Source organism: Streptomyces sp. NBC_00045 (genome assembly GCF_045041095.1).
GTDB lineage: Bacteria > Actinomycetota > Actinomycetes > Streptomycetales > Streptomycetaceae > Streptomyces.
In genome coordinates this window covers 5,435,632-5,450,511 of record NZ_CP108271.1, presented here as the reverse complement: position 1 = coordinate 5,450,511, position 14,880 = coordinate 5,435,632, and the positions used below count along the sequence as shown (strand labels likewise).

Below are 14,880 nucleotides of genomic sequence, written 5' to 3'. Positions count from 1 at the left end.
GAAGCGTGGGAATGTCACGCCGATTCCGGAGCGTGCTCGAAACTGCTGGAAGTGATCAAAGCAGTCGGGGAGGCTCCCGGAAGAAAGGTGGTCCCGAATGGGGACACTGAGCGCCGAGCCATGGCGGCTTCGGCTGCGCACTTGAGACTAACACTACCGGATCCAACAGTTATTCCCCCTCTCAATCACCGGCAATCGCGCCTTCCGCGCGGGCGGCCTGCCCCGGCCGCCCGCCCCTGGCGGGTGCGCCCGTACGGCCTAGCCGCCCTGGGTGCCCAGCGGAAGTACGCTCGCGCCCGCGGCGTCGAGGGCGAGCCGGTTCGCCGCCCACCCCTCGCCCGCGAGCTGCGCGACCTTGTCGGCCGCACCGTTGTCGACCAGCGCGAGGACCGTGGGGCCCGCGCCGGAGATGACCGCGGGGATGCCGTCCGCCCGCAGCCGGTTGACGAGTGCGACGCTCTCCGGCATCGCCGGGGACCGGTACTCCTGGTGGAGCCGGTCTTCGGTGGCCGGCAGCAGCAACTCGGGACGCCTGGTCAGGGCTTCGACGAGCAGGGCCGCGCGACCCGCGTTGACGGCCGCATCCACGTGCGGGACGTTGCGCGGCAGCAGGCCGCGCGCGGTCTCGGTCAGGACCGGCTTGGACGGGACGAAGACCACCGGAACGATGGAATCGGCGGGCTCCATACGGATCGCCTTGGCGCTGCCGCCGTCCATCCAGGCGAGCGTGAAGCCGCCGAGGAGACAGGCGGCGACGTTGTCGGGGTGGCCCTCGATCTCGGTGGCCAGTTCGAGCAGGGCCGCGTCGTCGAGCTTGGCCTCCCCGCCTATGGTCACGGCGCGGGCGGCGACGATGCCGGCGCAGATGGCGGCGGAGGAGGACCCGAGGCCGCGGCCGTGCGGGATGCGGTTGGCACAGACGACCTCAAGGCCGCGCGGCTGCCCGCCCAGCAGGTCGAAGGCGGTGCGCATGGAGCGTACGAGCAGGTGGCTCTCGTCCCGCGGGAGGGTGTCGGCGCCCTCGCCCGCGATGTCGATGTTCAGGCCGGAGTCGGCCACCCGGACGACGACGTCGTCGTAGAGCCCCAGGGCCAGACCGAGGGCGTCGAAGCCCGGGCCGAGGTTGGCACTGCTGGCGGGGACGCGCACCCGTACGGCGGCGGCGCGGAACGCTGGACCGGCCATCGTCAGATGACACTCCTTGTGACTGTGCGAGACGAGATCTTCGCTGGCTCGCTGCGAATGTACTGGAGAACGTACGACACCCGAAGGCCCTCTGGGCAGCACCACGGTCATATGCGCGGTGGCGGATGTAAGTACAGCGTATCGAAGGAAGGTTATCTCGCGACATAGGGCGCACAGGAGGCGCACGATGCGTGTCGGTGTCTTCCGGTGGATTCCGCTGAATGCCGTTGACTTTTGTGCCGTACGACCCGAGTTGCCGGATTCCGCAGGCCTGCGGAATCCGGCAACTCGGGGTGGTGCCTTCCGGGGTCGGACCCGGGTGGGGCCCGGCCGGATCAGACCAGGCCGAGACGGATGGCCGCGGCCTCCGCGTCCACCGGGACGGTGGCGGGCTGCGGAGCGCCGGCGACCGCCCAGTCGGGGTCCTTGAGGCCGTTGCCGGTGACGGTGCACACGATCTTCTGACCCGGGTCGACCAGGCCCAGCTCGGCGGCCTTGAGCAGACCGGCCACGGACGCCGCCGAGGCGGGCTCGACGAAGACGCCCTCCTGCGCGGCCAACAGGCGGTAGGCGGCCAGGATCTGGCGGTCCGTCACCTCGTCGATGAAGCCGCCCGACTCGTCGCGCGCCGCGAGTGCGTAGTCCCAGGAGGCCGGGTTGCCGATGCGGATCGCGGTGGCGATGGTGTGCGGCTCCTTGACGACCTCGCCGCGCACGATGGGCGCCGAGCCGGAAGCCTGGAATCCCCACACGCGGGGCGTACGGGAGGCCAGGCCGTCGGCCTTGTACTCCTTGAAGCCCTTCCAGTACGCGGTGATGTTGCCGGCGTTGCCGACGGGCAGCACGTGGATGTCAGGGGCGTCGCCGAGGGCGTCGACGATTTCGAACGCGGCCGTCTTCTGACCCTCGATGCGCACCGGGTTGACGGAATTGACCAGCGCGACCGGGTAGTTGTCGGACAGCGCGCGGGCCAGGTCCAGGCAGTCGTCGAAGTTGCCGTCCACCTGGAGGATCTTGGCGCCGTGCACGAGGGCCTGGCCCATCTTGCCGAGCGCGATCTTCCCGCGGGGCACGAGGACGGCCGAGACCATCCCGGCGCGCACCGCGTACGCGGCGGCGGACGCCGACGTATTGCCCGTGGAGGCGCAGATGACGGCCTTGGCGCCGTCCTCCTTGGCCTTGCTGATCGCCATGGTCATGCCGCGGTCCTTGAAGGACCCCGTCGGGTTCGCGCCCTCGACCTTGAGGTGGACCTCGCAGCCGGTGCGCTCGGAGAGCACCTGCGCGGGGACGAGGGGAGTACCGCCCTCACGGAGCGTGACCACGGGAGTGGCGTCCGTCACCGGCAGGCGGTCCCGGTACTCCTCGATGATGCCGCGCCACTGGTGGGTGCGATTGCTGCTCATGGGTCCTTACTCCCCTTCAACACGCATGATGCTGGCGACACCGCGCACGGTGTCCAGCTTCCGCAGCGCCTCGACGGTCCCGGAGAGGGAGGCGTCGGGTGCGCGGTGGGTGACGACGACGAGGGAGGCTTCATTGCCGACCCCGTCCGGACGTCCTTGCTGACGTACGGTATCGATCGAGACACCGTGCTCCGCGAACGTCGTCGCCACCTGGGCGAGGACGCCCGGCTTGTCGGCCACATCGAGGCTGATGTGGTACCGCGTGACGACGTCGCCCATGGGGCTGACCGGCAGCTGGGTGTACGCCGACTCACCGGGCCCCGTTGCCTCGGCGAGCTTGTTGCGGCATACGGCGACGAGGTCGCCCAGGACCGCCGAGGCGGTCGGCGAGCCGCCCGCCCCGGGACCGTAGAACATGAGCCGCCCGGCGGCCTCCGCCTCGACGAAGACGGCGTTGTACGCCTCGCGGACGGAGGCGAGCGGGTGGCTGAGCGGGATCATCGCCGGGTGCACGCGGGCGGTGACGGACTCGCCGTCGGCGGCACGCTCCAAGATCGCGAGGAGCTTGATGGTGCAGCCCATGCGCTTGGCGGAGGCGAAGTCGGCGGCGCTGACCTCGGTCATGCCCTCGCGGTACACGTCATCGAGGCGGACCCGGGTGTGGAAGGCGATGCCGGCCAGGATCGCGGCCTTGGCGGCGGCGTCGTAGCCCTCGACGTCGGCGGTCGGGTCAGCCTCGGCGTACCCGAGGGCGGTGGCCTCGTCGAGCGCCTCCTGATACCCGGCGCCGGTGGAGTCCATCTTGTCGAGGATGAAGTTCGTCGTGCCGTTGACGATGCCCATCACCCGGTTGATCTTGTCGCCGGCGAGGGACTCGCGCATCGGGCGGACCAGCGGGATCGCGCCGGCCACGGCGGCCTCGTAGTACAGGTCCAGCCCGTGCTGCTCGGCCGCGGCGTGCAGTGCGGCGCCGTCCTGGGCGAGCAGCGCCTTGTTGGCCGAGACGACGGAGATGCCGTGCTCGAAGGCGGTGGTGATCAGGGTGCGGGCGGGCTCGATGCCGCCGATGACCTCGATGGCCACGTCGATGTCGCCGCGTTTGAGGAGGGCGGTCGCATCGGTGGTGATCAGGGCCGGGTCGATGCCCTCGCGCACCTTGGAGGGGCGGCGCACGGCGACGCCGGCGAGCTCGACGGGCGCGCCGATCCTGGCCGTCAGATCGTCGGCGTGCGTCGTCATGATGCGCGCCACCTCTGAGCCGACCACTCCACAGCCCAGCAGCGCCACCTTCAGCGGACGCGTACGCATCATTCGACCTACGCCTTTCGATCTTCCATCACCACCCGGCGCACGGTATTGCGCGCCAGGGTCTCAACCAGTCTCACTCAATGGACAGCACTTTCCATCCTCGGTCCATTGAGTGAGACGCGCATGGACACCCGGTCACCCGGGGACATCCATTTTGGGGGTCCGGGGGCTTTACGCAGAAATATGCGGATCATCCGAGGTCGAGACGCAGGAGATCTTCCTCCGTCTCGCGCCGGACGATGACGCGGGCCTGCCCGTCGCGCACGGCGACGACGGGCGGGCGGAGCGCGTGGTTGTAGTTGCTGGCCATGGAGCGGCAGTACGCCCCGGTGGCGGGCACGGCGAGGAGGTCCCCCGGAGCCAGGTCGGCCGGCAGGAAGGCGTCCTTCACCACGATGTCACCGCTCTCGCAGTGCTTGCCGACGACGCGGACCAGCATGGGCTCGGCGTCGGAGACGCGGGAGACGAGGGTGACCCCGTACTCGGCGTCGTAGAGGGCGGTGCGGATGTTGTCGGACATGCCGCCGTCGACGGAGACGTACGTCCGCAGCCCTTCGAGCGGCTTGATCGTCCCGACCTCGTACAGCGTGAACGCGGTGGGCCCGACGATGGCCCGGCCGGGCTCGACGGAGATCCGGGGCGCGCGCAGCCCGGCGGACTCGCACTCCCGGGCGACGATCTCGTGCAGGGCCTTGGCGATCTCGTGGGGCTCGCGGGGGTCGTCGGAGGACGTGTAGGCGATGCCGAGGCCGCCGCCGAGGTCGATCTCGGGCAGCTCGATCCCGTGCTCGTCCCGTACGGCGGCCAGCAGCTGCACCACCCGCTTCGCGGACACCTCGAAGCCGGCCATGTCGAAGATCTGCGAGCCGATGTGGGAGTGGACGCCGAGCAGGTCGAGGCTGTCGTGCCCGAGGGCGCGGCGAACGGCCTCGGCGGCCGAGCCGTCGGCGACGGCGATGCCGAACTTCTGGTCCTCGTGCGCGGTGGCGATGAACTCGTGGGTGTGCGCCTCGACGCCCACGGTCACCCGGATCTGCACGGGCTGGCGCACCCCCAGCTCACGGGCGACGTGCGCGACGCGGGCGATCTCCTGGAAGGAGTCGAGCACGATCCGCCCGACGCCGGCGGTGACGGCCCGCCGGATCTCGCTCTCCGACTTGTTGTTGCCGTGGAAGGCGATCCGCTCGGCGGGCATCTCGGCGGCGAGGGCGGTGGCCAACTCCCCGCCGGAGCACACGTCGAGGTTGAGGCCCTCCTCCTTGAGCCACTTCACGACGGCCTTGGAGAGGAACGCCTTCCCCGCGTAGAACACGTCGGCGTCGGGCCCGAAGGCGTGCGCCCAGGCCCGGCACCGCGCCCGGAAGTCCTCTTCGTCCATGAAGTAGGCGGGCGTCCCGAACTCCTCGGCGAGCGTGGTGACGGGGATGCCGCCCACGGCCGCGACGCCGTCGGGGCCGCGTCGTACCGTCCGCGCCCAGACCTTCTCGTCGAGCTCGTTGAGGTCGGCGGGCGGCGGGGAGTAGTGCCCCTCGGGCAGGACGTCGGCGTGGCGGGGCCCGGCGGGGTGCGCGGAACGGCTCATCGGTATCTCTCTTCGCAGATCACAGGCAGTCGGGTGCGGCTATGCCGAGCAGGTCCAGGCCGCCGGCCAGCACCGTCCCGGCGGCTTCGGCAAGAGCCAGCCGGGCACGGTGGGCGGCCGAGGGTTTCTCGTCCCCCTTGGGCAGGACGCGGTAGTGGAAGTCGAGCAGCTCGTCGGCGGCCCGCACGAGGAACCGGACGACCTGCTCCGGCGCCGCCCGGTGCGCGGCGGCCTCAAGGACGAGGGGGTAATCGGCGAGGACCTGCGCGAGCGGCCCGCCGTCCGGGACCTCGCCGGGCCCGCTCCCGAACCCGAGGCGGGCGGCGTTGCGCACGAGCGCGCGGCTGCGGGCGTGGGCGTACCGCACGCGGAAGAACTCGCTGGACTCGTCCTGGACGAGTAGGCGGGCGGAGAACGAGGGGCTCTCGTGCGGCGCGACGCAGAGCATGGCCCAGCGGGCGGCGTCCTCCCCGTAGAGCCGGACGACGTCCCCGTCGCGCTTGGCGACGGGCGCGGTGTGGGGGGCGGCCGCGGCGACGGCTGCTGCTGCATCGGCGCCCATGCCCGTGCCCATGCCCGTACCTGTGCCCTGAGTGGCCCGGATCCTCAGCAGGGCCTCTTCGACGACCCGCGCGCGCAGCCCGCCGGAGCCGGAGCTGGCGCTGGAGCTGGAGCTGGAGCTGGAGCCGATGCTGACGCCGATGCCGACGCTTGCCGTGGCGCTGAACCCGTACCGGCGCCCGCGGGCCTGCACTTCTCGTACGAGGGCGTCGACGGACACCGGGTCCATCACGAAGTTGAGGAACCCGGGACCGGTCACCTCGACCCGCTCGATCCCGGCAACGGCGCCGAGCCGCCGGGCCAGTACCCCGGCGACGTCCAGGGGCGGGCGTCCGGCGCTCTTGGCGATCTGGAAGGCCACGGGTGTGGCGTAGTCCCCCACACCACCGGGACGGGTCCGCTCGACGACGACCCGCTCGGGCACCCCCGCCCGGGCGGGCAGCTCCCCGTCCTCGACGGCGCAGCGCACGGCGCGCACGACGGTACGGGACAGGTCGGCGGGGATCACGGGACCAGCCTAGGGGAGAAGCCCACCCATCCCGCGAACGGTTTCGCCATGTGAACAGCGGACGCCGTTACCCTCTCCCGCGCCCGGCCGGCGCGCCACCCTTCCGCTCACGCCGATCCTTGCGCTCGACGAGCCGGCGTACGACCCGCACCAGCTCGGCGGGCTCGAAGGGCTTGGCGAGGAACGCATCGACCCCCGCCTCGATCCCGGACTCCACCTCGTGCTGCGTACAGGCACTGACGATGGCGACGGGCACATGCCGCGTCCGCGGATCGGCCCGCAGCTGCGCGGCGGTCCCGAACCCGTCCAGCCGGGGCATGACCACATCAAGGGTGATCACATCGGGGCACACGCGGTGCACGACGTCCAGGCACTCGGCACCATCGTTCGCGGTCACTACCTCGAAGCCCTCCAGCTCGAGATTGACCTTGATCAGCTGCCGGATGACCTTGTTGTCGTCGACAACAAGCACCCGGCCCGAGACGCCTGGCACAACTTGAGAGTAGGTCGCCCTAAGCCCCCGCGTCCGGGTTTTTGCCACTTCCACCCCCTCCGAGCGACCCATGCCCCCCAGGCCCGCAAACGGTTCCTGATCACCCCGCGGAAGCTGGTAGTGTTCAACCCGTCGCCGCAACGCGAACGACACGCCCCCGTAGCTCAGGGGATAGAGCAACGGCCTCCGGAGCCGTGTGCGCAGGTTCGAATCCTGCCGGGGGCACTCCAGCTAGACCAGCGTGAAACAGCCGCTGACCTGCACGAGTGCCAAGCATGAAGACCTGGACCCAGTCCCACTGAGTCCAGGTCTTTGTCGTTGTTACGCACTGATCGCGCTAGACCTGCGATAGAGCGTGCAGGCTTCCTCAGGTCAGGATGTTCACGAGCAACCCAGCAGTGGCGGTGAGCGCCGAGAGAAGGGCCGGTCCGCCGACCGACCGCACGAAGTGCCCCTGACCGCTGACACGCCCCGCGTTGCTCAACCTGACGTCGATGAAGTGTTCACGCACCACCAAGTCGGCGCTCCCTTCAGTCAGCACTGTCACCGTGACGGTTTGCCCCCTTTTGATAAGTTCGGGGCCAAACAGAACCGACTTACCTGAAACCGAGCAGGCGCCCACCAGAGAGCGCGCACCGGCCGCCTCTGCGGTGAGGAGTTCGACGATCGGTGTCTGCAGGTCCAGTTCCAGCGGCCGCCCTCGATCGAACTGTTCGCTCGCAATGGCATGCCGACCCGTGTTCCTCACCCACACGACAGCTAGATGAGGGTCAACCAACGGCACGCCGTTGCGCGTCACTTCGATGACGTCGTTGCTCGGATCAAGCCCGGACTGATCAAGGATGGGCGACGACCGCTCCAACTGATAGGTCAGCTGCCGCTTCGGCGGGAACAGGGCCTTCCGGCCGTAATAGACCGCGAGCACACCCATCAACAAAGCCAGGCCCGCAAGAATCAGCGTGGCGAGATTGAAGCCCTTGCCATCCAGTAGATCAACAGCGATGTACAACGCACCCTCCCACTTGACCAGATGTCCACTGGCCGTTCGAGGGGAACGTACAGGCACCGTGGCCCGCTCAGAGGTGAAAGCGCTCAGGAGGCTGGCCAGTCCAGCTCTTTCTCGATCTTGGTATTCATTGCCTCCTCCTGGCCGTAGATACACCCCGCGTAAACGCGGTGGATGACCTCGGGCGAGTTGCCGACGCGGCGTGCCACCTCGGCCACGGGGACCCCGGCGTTCAACCAGGTGGTGATGCAGGTGTGCCGCAGGTCGTACGGCCGCCCACCGAGGATGGATCCCTGGAGGTCCGGCGGGAGCGCGTACTCCCGGGCGTCCTTCCAGACCCGCCAATACGTGCTGCTGCCGACGAGACCAAGCCGCTCGTTCGTGAAGAGCCGGCCGTCCTTGGCCGTCCCGAACTCCTCCAGGTGAGCCCGGAGCATGGCGACCAGCGGCGGCGGGATCGGAACCGGCCGGTCGTCCTTGGCCTCCCTGGACTTCAGCCCTCGCTTGTCGTGGCGCTCCCCGCTGTCCGTCCACTGCTTGCCCGACACGGGGTGTGTGTCCCGGAGGGTGAGCGTCCCCCATCCCTTCTCGGGGAGGTAGCAGTCCGACTTCCTCAGCCCCACCGCCTCGCTCGGGCGGAGAGCCGCGAAGTACATCACCGCGTAGAACGCCACCAGACGGCGCCCCTTCTTACGGTCCCACGTCCCGACGTACGAAACCGCGGCGAGCAACTGAGCAGCTTGGGTCTTGTTCACGAGAACGCGCGGGTCGACACGACCCGATGAAGAGATCTTCACCTTCTTGAGCGCGGCAAGAGGGTTCTCGAACAGGAGCTTGCGCTCGATCGCGTATTCCACGGCGGTGTTCAAGGCGCGGCGCCTGCGGCGGGAAGTCTCTCCCGCCGCAGGCGTCCCGTCCAGCTTGAACGAAAGCCGGTACTGGACGTCTCGCAGAATCTTCGGATCTTCCAACGCGGAAACGAGCAGCGACTTCTTCGAAAGCCACTGATGGGCATCTTCGAGTTCGGCCGGCGGCTCCAACTCGGCGTTTGCCGGGACAACAGCCCAGCGAAGAGCGAGGCGCAGCTCCTCTACCTCGGGCATCTGCTTGTCCTGCTCCACCATGGCCAGGGTCACCGCAGCGAGACCATCCGCGATGCCCTCGCGTGTCTTGGCAGCAGCCGTGGGCCAGCGCATGGCCATGTACTCGCGGCAGAACGTGAACCAGGAAAGTTCCTCGCGAGCATCCGCGGGCTCTGCGGCCTGCGCGGCGGCGCGAACTTCGGACTCAGGCAGGCCGTCCTTGATGCGGAACGCCTCGCCGCGCTTCATGGCCAACCACAATTCGGACCGGCGGCTCCCCGCAAGCGCCACGGTGGCAAACGTCTTGCTACTGACCTTCCCCCCGACGATCCAACGGAGCTGATACGGGCGGGTCTTGCTCTGCGCCTTGGTCACATTCCACAGGCGGACATCGAGGGAAAACCCTTCTGGGTCCAAGCCATTGTTCTGCTCGGACCCAGAATCGGCGTCGTTCGTCACGCGGATTCCTCCCGCATCTCCAGCCAACGGACCAACTCGGACCGTCGGATCCGGACGGAACCGTTCGGAAGCTTGATGGACTTGGGGCCCTTCTTGCACTGACGCCAGCGATAGAACGTGGCTCGCGGAACACCGATCTCTTCGACCACCTGCGGGATGGTCAGCATTTCGTCGCGGGGCTTGGCCACGGCGAGCTCCTTCGGGAAGGCATGGATTGGGGAGCAAGAACCCCGGAACCGCTGACACAACTGACAGAACCTCGGCGAAAGCGCGTTGACCTGCGGACTCAGGCCTGAGGGCAGCTCTGACAAAACTCGCGGAAACTCCGACAGAACCTCCGGCGACGGGTTCTGTCATGGCCGACGGGTGGGGTTCTGTCGGAGTTTCCGGAGGTTCTGTCACGGTGACCGTAGGGCCCGTTTATGCAGGTCAGCGGGCCGGATCGGGGGTTCTGTCAGTTGTGGCGGTCCGGTGGGGGTTGTGTCAGGCGCCGCGAGCGAGGCGCGGGTGCGCGTCGTACTTCGGGGAGGGCGGCCGACCACCGCGCCCAGAGCGCGGGGGCGGGGGCTGCTGGCGGAGCCAGCCGTGTTCCTCAAGTAGGGCCAAGGCCGGGTCGAGGTCGGCCATGGCGGGGAAGTCCCCCCGGGAGAGCTGGCGGAACAGATCCCGTTTGGTGAAGCCGCTCACCCGGGCGTCGCCGATGTGGGCAAGGAGCTGACGGGCTGCTTCCTGTGCCGGATCAGCTCCCATGGCGTCGAAGACGTGCTGGGCGTGGGCAGTGAAGTAGTCCCCGAGCCTGGTGGCGTCGGCCAGCGTGGCGGCCTCGATGGGGCGAGCCCACCCACTCTCGGGGTGGGTGGCCAGGTGGAGCAGCCCGGCGATGCGAGCAACGGCTCCGTCCCTCTTGCTGGCCCACTTCACGATGCCTGAGAGCGAGCCGCCTTTCCCGATCCGGGATTCGGTGACCTTCTGGTAGGCCAGCATGACCGCGTCGGCCTCGGGGGTGAGGGTGAGTACCGCCGGGTCGGTCCAGCCGTTCAGGGCCATGGCCAGACCGCCGAGCTGGCGGGTGTAGGTGTCGGCCACGTCGTCAGGGATGAGCTCCGGAGTGAGGTTGCGGCGGCCGACCAGCGATTCGGGCTGCGCGTACAGGAACCGGGCCAGTAGTCCGCGGCCGTCGGCCCCTTTGATCTGCCCGATGGATTCGAGAACTTCGGGCTGAACGGCAAGGCCCATCGTGACGGCGGGGTGTTCGACGTGCTGGGCCTCGCGGCCCTGCCGGTTGACCCTCACCATGTCCCCTGCATGGCCCTTGAGGAAGATCTCCATGTTGGGTGCTCCGCTGTAGCGGCCCGAGATGATTTCGAAGATTCCACCCTCCGGGGAGAGGACGGAGATCCGGCCTTCCTGCTCGGTGAGCAAGGTGGCCAGGTTCTCCGGCGTCACGTCGTCCGCGACGAGCTGGGGCTTGCAGGGGACCTTGATTTCCTCGGCGGCCTGGGCGAGGGCGACGGCCTCGGCGGTGAGCTGGTCGCGCATACCTGCCTCGGCGTTCGCGGCCTTGGCCGCTGCTTTGTCTGCGGCGGCCTTGGCAAGGCGCGCGGTGGTCTCGGCCTCCGCGCGGGCGGGGCCGGAGAGTTCCACGAGAGCCTTCTCCACGGCCATGAGCGGCTCGGTCATCAGGGCGAACACGGCGCTCTTGCGGTTGCCGGGGTCCAGGGCCACGGCGGTGTAGAGGTTGACCGGCTCGCGCCACCGGCCGCGGACGCAGACGGTGGCCCGTCCGCCGGCGGCCGTGGCGATCACTGCTAGGGCCAGGCATCCGGCGAGGTCGGCGGGGGTCTGAGTTTCCTCGGCGACGGCGGCGACCATGGCGGACAGCCACGGCGGGAGTGTGTCCACGGGGAAGGTGGGGAGGTCCCGGCGGCCGGTGAGCGGGACCGGCTCGTCCCAGACCGGTCCGGTCACCTCTTCGGCGGCGGCGTCGAACCCGGCCCAGAGGTCGGCGTCGGTGGGCTGTGCGGTCATGCTGCGGTCCTGCCTTCCTGCGGGCCACTACGAAGAGCCGAAAGGACGGCCTGACGGCCGACGACCTTCGGCGCGCTACTGCCATCCCGGGCCTGGTGTCGTCCGGCGGAGCTGGGGTCGTCAGTGGTGGTCATGCCGCGTCTCCGCTCGCGTTGCGGAGGGAGCGACGGATGCCGTCGCGGATGCTCGCTGCGACCCGGGAGGGCGCGAGCCCCTCCGGCGCGGCAGCGGTGAGCGCGTCGGTGACTTCCGTCTCCGTGAGGGTGCCTGCGGCGATGAGGCGGCCGAGGGCGTACGCCGCGTTGTACAGCGTCGTGTTCTGGGCGCCAGTCGCGGCGGCCGCGACCTTGGCGACCTCGCCGTTCAGGGCGGCCGTCGCATACCGGTCCGCCTTCCCGATGCGTGCGCGGAGAACGGCCACGGAAACGGGTGCGGGTGCGGGTGGCGGGGTGAGCAGGTCACCGAGCCACGTGGGGAGGGGGGCCGGGGGCGCGTCGTGAATGATCTCGTAGGACCCGGTGCCCACGGTGCTGCCGGCCGCGACCACATACCCGCCCCAGGCTCGCGTGTCGACCTTCCACCCCAACCGCCCCGCGCTCCCACGTAGCTGCTTTTCGGCAGGGACGGTGAAGTACAGGTGCTGTCCGCCGCGGCGGGTGCGCACGGTGTACGTCTCGGTCGGCAGCCGCTCACCAGCGCGCTCACAGAGCATCGCGAAGACGTCCAGGCCATCGATGGCCCCGGCCCATTCCGGGGGTGGGGCTCCCTCGCCTTCCTTGGGGATGTCGAGGTCGACGACCAGGAGACCGGCGGGGCCGGTGGCGATGCCGACGTTGTAGGGGGCGCTCTGCCAGCACGTGGTGATGTGCTCGGTGGCGAGGGTGGCGCGCTGCTCGGGGGTGCGATGGCCGTCCAAGCAGCGGCCGGTGCCGGGGCAGTTGCGCTCGGGATGTCCGGCGGGCCGCTTGTCTCCGGGGCGGAGCGGGAACACAGGCCAGCCACGCTCAGCGGCGACCAGGGCGGCGCGCAGGAGCGCCGGGGTGGGTGTTGGTGTCATGCTGGGGGTCTCCTGTTTCTGCGAAGGGACGGAGAACCGGGGCGGTCGCGGTCTTGTGGTGAGAGGCGACCGCCCCGGGCACAGCTACAGGTCGGTGAGCGCGGCGGTGGGGATCTCGTAGACGTCGATGACGTCGTTCACGCCGTGCCAGCGCCCGGGGGCGTGGTGGATGTAGACCACGTGCAGCGGGATGCCGTCGCGGCCGGTGAAGGCGTACACGTTGACCGCGTCGACGTTCTTGGGGCTCTTGCGTGCGCTGCGGATGTGGGACATTGCCGCGATCACGCTGATGCGCTCAGGCCGGTAGCTGAGGCCATCGACCTGCGTGTACATCGTGGGGTGCTGCGTGGTGCTGAGGGCGGGGCTGGTGCTCATGGCGATCTCTCCTCAGTGGTGGCGGATCCAGAGGGCGTATTCCTGGCGGACGTAGCCGCGGGGATCGCGGACGCTGTCCGGGTGATCCGGGGTGTAGGGGCCGTTGGCATGACCGTTGGGGCCGAGCCCTGCGGCGTGGTCGATCTCCATCAGCCTCCGGGCCGCCTCGACGGCGCAGGTGGCGGCGTCGCCGCTGACGGGTTCGTCATCGGTGAGGGCGATGCGGTCCAGGAGCGCGGCCTTGCGGAGCCAGAACTCGCGGACCGCGATGCCGTGCAGACAGTCCCGGGCTCCGCCGGCGGTCCATCCGATCTCGCTGATGATGCTCGGAGCGGTGGCGTAGGCCGCTTCGGGCGCGGGCCAGTGGCTGGGCTGCTGTTCGGCGGTGACGTAGAGGCGGACGCGGTCCCCGTCGCGGGTGGGCCGCTGCCGTACCGCGCTTGTCGCGAACGTCTCGGACAGAGCCTTGGTGATCTCGGGTGCTTCGGTCGGGGCGCAGATGACGCGGATCTCGAACATGGCGTCAGTTCTCCTCTTCGGCTTCCGTCTGGTCGGCCATGTCGTCCAGCTGAAGCAGGAGTTCGCCCAGCTGAAGGCGGGTGACTCGTCGGGTGTAGGGCTGGTCGAGGTGGTCCCAGTCCATTTCGAGGCTCACGACCTCGTGAGGGTCGACGTTCATGCGGGTGCTCCTTCGGTCAGTGGTCGTGCTTGGCGGGGAGCTCGGGCAGGCCTGCGTTCGTGATGGCCTGGGGGTTGAATCCGGGGAGGGTGGCGCGGGTGATGAGGGCGTTGGCGAGCTGTTCGGCGTAGGCGGCGCCGGATCGGGCGACTTCGATCTGGGCTCCGGCGCGCAGCGCTTCCACCCGTTCCACGTGGGCGTGGTGCTCGCGTCGGCCGAGGGTGTGCCGCTCGTGGGCGACGCTCTCGCGGCGGTCGGTGCGCCAGTAGCGGGCGGCGAGTCCGCAGGCGACGGCGGTGGCCAGCGCCCACAGGAGGATCGGCAGGGAGAGTCCGTCGGCGTATCCGGCGACGCCGGCCAGGGCCAGTCCGCCGGATGCGGCGAATGCGGTTCCGGCGATCACGCTGTCACCGGAGCGGCCGCCGGAGGCGAAAGCGCCGGCCGTCGCGGCTCCGGTAGCGAGAACCACCATGAGGGCCGCGTTTCCGACGCTGTGTTCGGCGCCGTTGGCGTTCCAGATCCGGCCCAGGATGAGCACGGTCGTGGTGGCCAGGGCGGGGGCCGCCTTGGGGGCGAGGTCGATGGCCCAGTGCCGGTAGGTGATGGGCTCGTTCATCCCTGGCTCCCCAGATCCGAGACGGCCTTAATAATCGCGGTGGTGAGTTCGTTGATGGGGCCGGAGGCGCCGGTGGAGGCGAGGAAGAAGCCGAACATCGCGGCCACGAACGCGGAGCCGTAGCCGAGGGTCTTGGAGCGGAGGAGGAAGAACAGGACCAGCCCGAACAGGGCGACGAGCGAGACGGTGATGGCCATGGGTTATCCCTTCGGGACGAACGTCTTGCGCGGGGCGGGGTTGGCATCGCGGTAGAGGCGCAGCCAGAGGTTGTAGAGGTGGCGGCCGACGCGGATGCGCTTGCCGTGGCCGTCGCAGCGGCGGCAGTGCTTGCCGCGCTTGAGGCGGCCCTTGCGGTCGGTCTTCATCGCGAAGCCGAAGCCACGGCACTTGCGGCAGGTGCCGAACGGCGATCCCGCACACAGACTGACGTAACCGAAAGTGACGAGGAGCAGGCAGGCGCTAGCAAGGAGGGTCAGGGCCATGGGGTGCCTTCCGGCCGGGGTTTCCAGTGTTTGCGCAGGTCGATTGCTAGGTG

At 69.4% G+C, this 14,880-nt stretch carries 17 protein-coding genes and 1 tRNA gene; 1 reads left to right on the top strand and 17 read right to left on the bottom strand.

Annotated elements, in window-relative coordinates:
* Positions 1-258: 258 nt before the first annotated feature.
* The 6 genes from thrB to OHA65_RS25715 form a co-directional block, all read right to left on the bottom strand.
* Positions 259-1,185 (bottom strand): homoserine kinase, encoded by a 927-nt coding sequence (gene thrB, locus OHA65_RS25740; protein ID WP_030295292.1) that lies wholly within the window; start codon positions 1,183-1,185, stop codon positions 259-261.
* A 335-nt stretch (positions 1,186-1,520) separates the two neighbouring features.
* A complete protein-coding gene (gene thrC / locus OHA65_RS25735; protein ID WP_327285484.1) occupies positions 1,521-2,591 on the bottom strand; it encodes a threonine synthase in 1,071 nt (356 codons plus the stop codon).
* 6 nt (positions 2,592-2,597) lie between these two features.
* Complete coding sequence (locus OHA65_RS25730; RefSeq protein ID WP_328763725.1) at positions 2,598-3,902, bottom strand: homoserine dehydrogenase; 1,305 nt, start codon at positions 3,900-3,902, stop codon at positions 2,598-2,600.
* A gap of 187 nt (positions 3,903-4,089) precedes the next feature.
* Complete coding sequence (lysA, locus tag OHA65_RS25725; RefSeq protein ID WP_328763724.1) at positions 4,090-5,481, bottom strand: diaminopimelate decarboxylase; 1,392 nt, start codon at positions 5,479-5,481, stop codon at positions 4,090-4,092.
* Positions 5,482-5,500: 19 nt separating this feature from the next.
* A complete protein-coding gene (gene nrtL, locus OHA65_RS25720; protein WP_405762510.1) occupies positions 5,501-6,550 on the bottom strand; it encodes an ArgS-related anticodon-binding protein NrtL in 1,050 nt (349 codons plus the stop codon).
* A 67-nt stretch (positions 6,551-6,617) separates the two neighbouring features.
* Complete coding sequence (locus OHA65_RS25715; RefSeq protein WP_327285781.1) at positions 6,618-7,115, bottom strand: response regulator; 498 nt, start codon at positions 7,113-7,115, stop codon at positions 6,618-6,620.
* An 81-nt stretch (positions 7,116-7,196) separates the two neighbouring features.
* Between OHA65_RS25715 and OHA65_RS25710 the strand changes: the two genes are divergently transcribed.
* Positions 7,197-7,268, top strand: a tRNA-Arg gene (locus OHA65_RS25710).
* 142 nt (positions 7,269-7,410) lie between these two features.
* Here OHA65_RS25710 and OHA65_RS25705 read toward each other — a convergent pair.
* The 11 genes from OHA65_RS25705 to OHA65_RS25655 all read right to left on the bottom strand — a co-directional run bounded on the left by OHA65_RS25705 (position 7,411) and on the right by OHA65_RS25655 (position 14,827).
* The gene (locus OHA65_RS25705) at positions 7,411-8,052 is read right to left on the bottom strand and encodes a hypothetical protein (RefSeq protein WP_405762509.1); all 642 of its coding nucleotides are present in this window, start codon (positions 8,050-8,052) and stop codon (positions 7,411-7,413) included.
* A gap of 83 nt (positions 8,053-8,135) precedes the next feature.
* The gene (locus OHA65_RS25700; RefSeq protein ID WP_405762508.1) at positions 8,136-9,590 is read right to left on the bottom strand and encodes a tyrosine-type recombinase/integrase; all 1,455 of its coding nucleotides are present in this window, start codon (positions 9,588-9,590) and stop codon (positions 8,136-8,138) included.
* The gene (locus OHA65_RS25695) at positions 9,587-9,757 is read right to left on the bottom strand and encodes a helix-turn-helix transcriptional regulator (RefSeq protein WP_405763435.1); all 171 of its coding nucleotides are present in this window, start codon (positions 9,755-9,757) and stop codon (positions 9,587-9,589) included. Before OHA65_RS25695 ends, OHA65_RS25700 begins: the two co-directional genes overlap by 4 nt.
* Before the next feature lie 316 nt (positions 9,758-10,073).
* On the bottom strand, positions 10,074-11,618 hold the full coding sequence (locus tag OHA65_RS25690) for a YfjI family protein (RefSeq protein WP_405762506.1): 1,545 nt from the start codon (positions 11,616-11,618) through the stop codon (positions 10,074-10,076).
* A 130-nt stretch (positions 11,619-11,748) separates the two neighbouring features.
* The gene (locus OHA65_RS25685; protein WP_405762504.1) at positions 11,749-12,675 is read right to left on the bottom strand and encodes a bifunctional DNA primase/polymerase; all 927 of its coding nucleotides are present in this window, start codon (positions 12,673-12,675) and stop codon (positions 11,749-11,751) included.
* 84 nt (positions 12,676-12,759) lie between these two features.
* Complete coding sequence (locus tag OHA65_RS25680; protein WP_405762503.1) at positions 12,760-13,050, bottom strand: hypothetical protein; 291 nt, start codon at positions 13,048-13,050, stop codon at positions 12,760-12,762.
* 12 nt (positions 13,051-13,062) lie between these two features.
* Positions 13,063-13,569 carry a hypothetical protein gene (locus OHA65_RS25675; protein WP_405762501.1) on the bottom strand — a complete coding sequence of 169 codons (507 nt, stop codon included), beginning with the start codon at positions 13,567-13,569 and terminating at the stop codon, positions 13,063-13,065.
* Positions 13,570-13,573: 4 nt separating this feature from the next.
* Positions 13,574-13,729, bottom strand: a complete 156-nt coding sequence (locus OHA65_RS25670) for a hypothetical protein (protein WP_405762499.1) — start codon at positions 13,727-13,729, stop codon at positions 13,574-13,576.
* Positions 13,730-13,745: 16 nt separating this feature from the next.
* Complete coding sequence (locus tag OHA65_RS25665; protein ID WP_405762497.1) at positions 13,746-14,345, bottom strand: hypothetical protein; 600 nt, start codon at positions 14,343-14,345, stop codon at positions 13,746-13,748.
* Positions 14,342-14,542: a hypothetical protein gene (locus tag OHA65_RS25660; RefSeq protein ID WP_405762496.1), complete on the bottom strand. Its 201-nt coding sequence runs from the start codon at positions 14,540-14,542 to the stop codon at positions 14,342-14,344. Before OHA65_RS25660 ends, OHA65_RS25665 begins: the two co-directional genes overlap by 4 nt.
* Positions 14,543-14,545: 3 nt before the next feature.
* Entirely contained in the window at positions 14,546-14,827 is a 282-nt protein-coding gene (locus OHA65_RS25655; protein ID WP_405762494.1) for a hypothetical protein, read from the bottom strand.
* Positions 14,828-14,880: the final 53 nt, after the last annotated feature.

What these genes read in the sequence shown, in the direction of transcription:
- thrB (WP_030295292.1), bottom strand. Translation starts at nt 1,185, where the DNA reads ATGGCCGGTCCAGCGTTCCGCGCCGCCGCCGTACGGGTGCGCGTCCCC.
- thrC (WP_327285484.1), bottom strand. Translation starts at nt 2,591, where the DNA reads ATGAGCAGCAATCGCACCCACCAGTGGCGCGGCATCATCGAGGAGTAC.
- OHA65_RS25730 (WP_328763725.1), bottom strand. Translation starts at nt 3,902, where the DNA reads ATGATGCGTACGCGTCCGCTGAAGGTGGCGCTGCTGGGCTGTGGAGTG.
- lysA (WP_328763724.1), bottom strand. Translation starts at nt 5,481, where the DNA reads ATGAGCCGTTCCGCGCACCCCGCCGGGCCCCGCCACGCCGACGTCCTG.
- OHA65_RS25715 (WP_327285781.1), bottom strand. Translation starts at nt 7,115, where the DNA reads ATGGGTCGCTCGGAGGGGGTGGAAGTGGCAAAAACCCGGACGCGGGGG.
- OHA65_RS25695 (WP_405763435.1), bottom strand. Translation starts at nt 9,757, where the DNA reads ATGCTGACCATCCCGCAGGTGGTCGAAGAGATCGGTGTTCCGCGAGCC.
- OHA65_RS25690 (WP_405762506.1), bottom strand. Translation starts at nt 11,618, where the DNA reads ATGACCGCACAGCCCACCGACGCCGACCTCTGGGCCGGGTTCGACGCC.
- OHA65_RS25685 (WP_405762504.1), bottom strand. Translation starts at nt 12,675, where the DNA reads ATGACACCAACACCCACCCCGGCGCTCCTGCGCGCCGCCCTGGTCGCC.
- OHA65_RS25680 (WP_405762503.1), bottom strand. Translation starts at nt 13,050, where the DNA reads ATGAGCACCAGCCCCGCCCTCAGCACCACGCAGCACCCCACGATGTAC.
- OHA65_RS25675 (WP_405762501.1), bottom strand. Translation starts at nt 13,569, where the DNA reads ATGTTCGAGATCCGCGTCATCTGCGCCCCGACCGAAGCACCCGAGATC.
- OHA65_RS25670 (WP_405762499.1), bottom strand. Translation starts at nt 13,729, where the DNA reads ATGAACGTCGACCCTCACGAGGTCGTGAGCCTCGAAATGGACTGGGAC.
- OHA65_RS25665 (WP_405762497.1), bottom strand. Translation starts at nt 14,345, where the DNA reads ATGAACGAGCCCATCACCTACCGGCACTGGGCCATCGACCTCGCCCCC.
- OHA65_RS25660 (WP_405762496.1), bottom strand. Translation starts at nt 14,542, where the DNA reads ATGGCCATCACCGTCTCGCTCGTCGCCCTGTTCGGGCTGGTCCTGTTC.
- OHA65_RS25655 (WP_405762494.1), bottom strand. Translation starts at nt 14,827, where the DNA reads ATGGCCCTGACCCTCCTTGCTAGCGCCTGCCTGCTCCTCGTCACTTTC.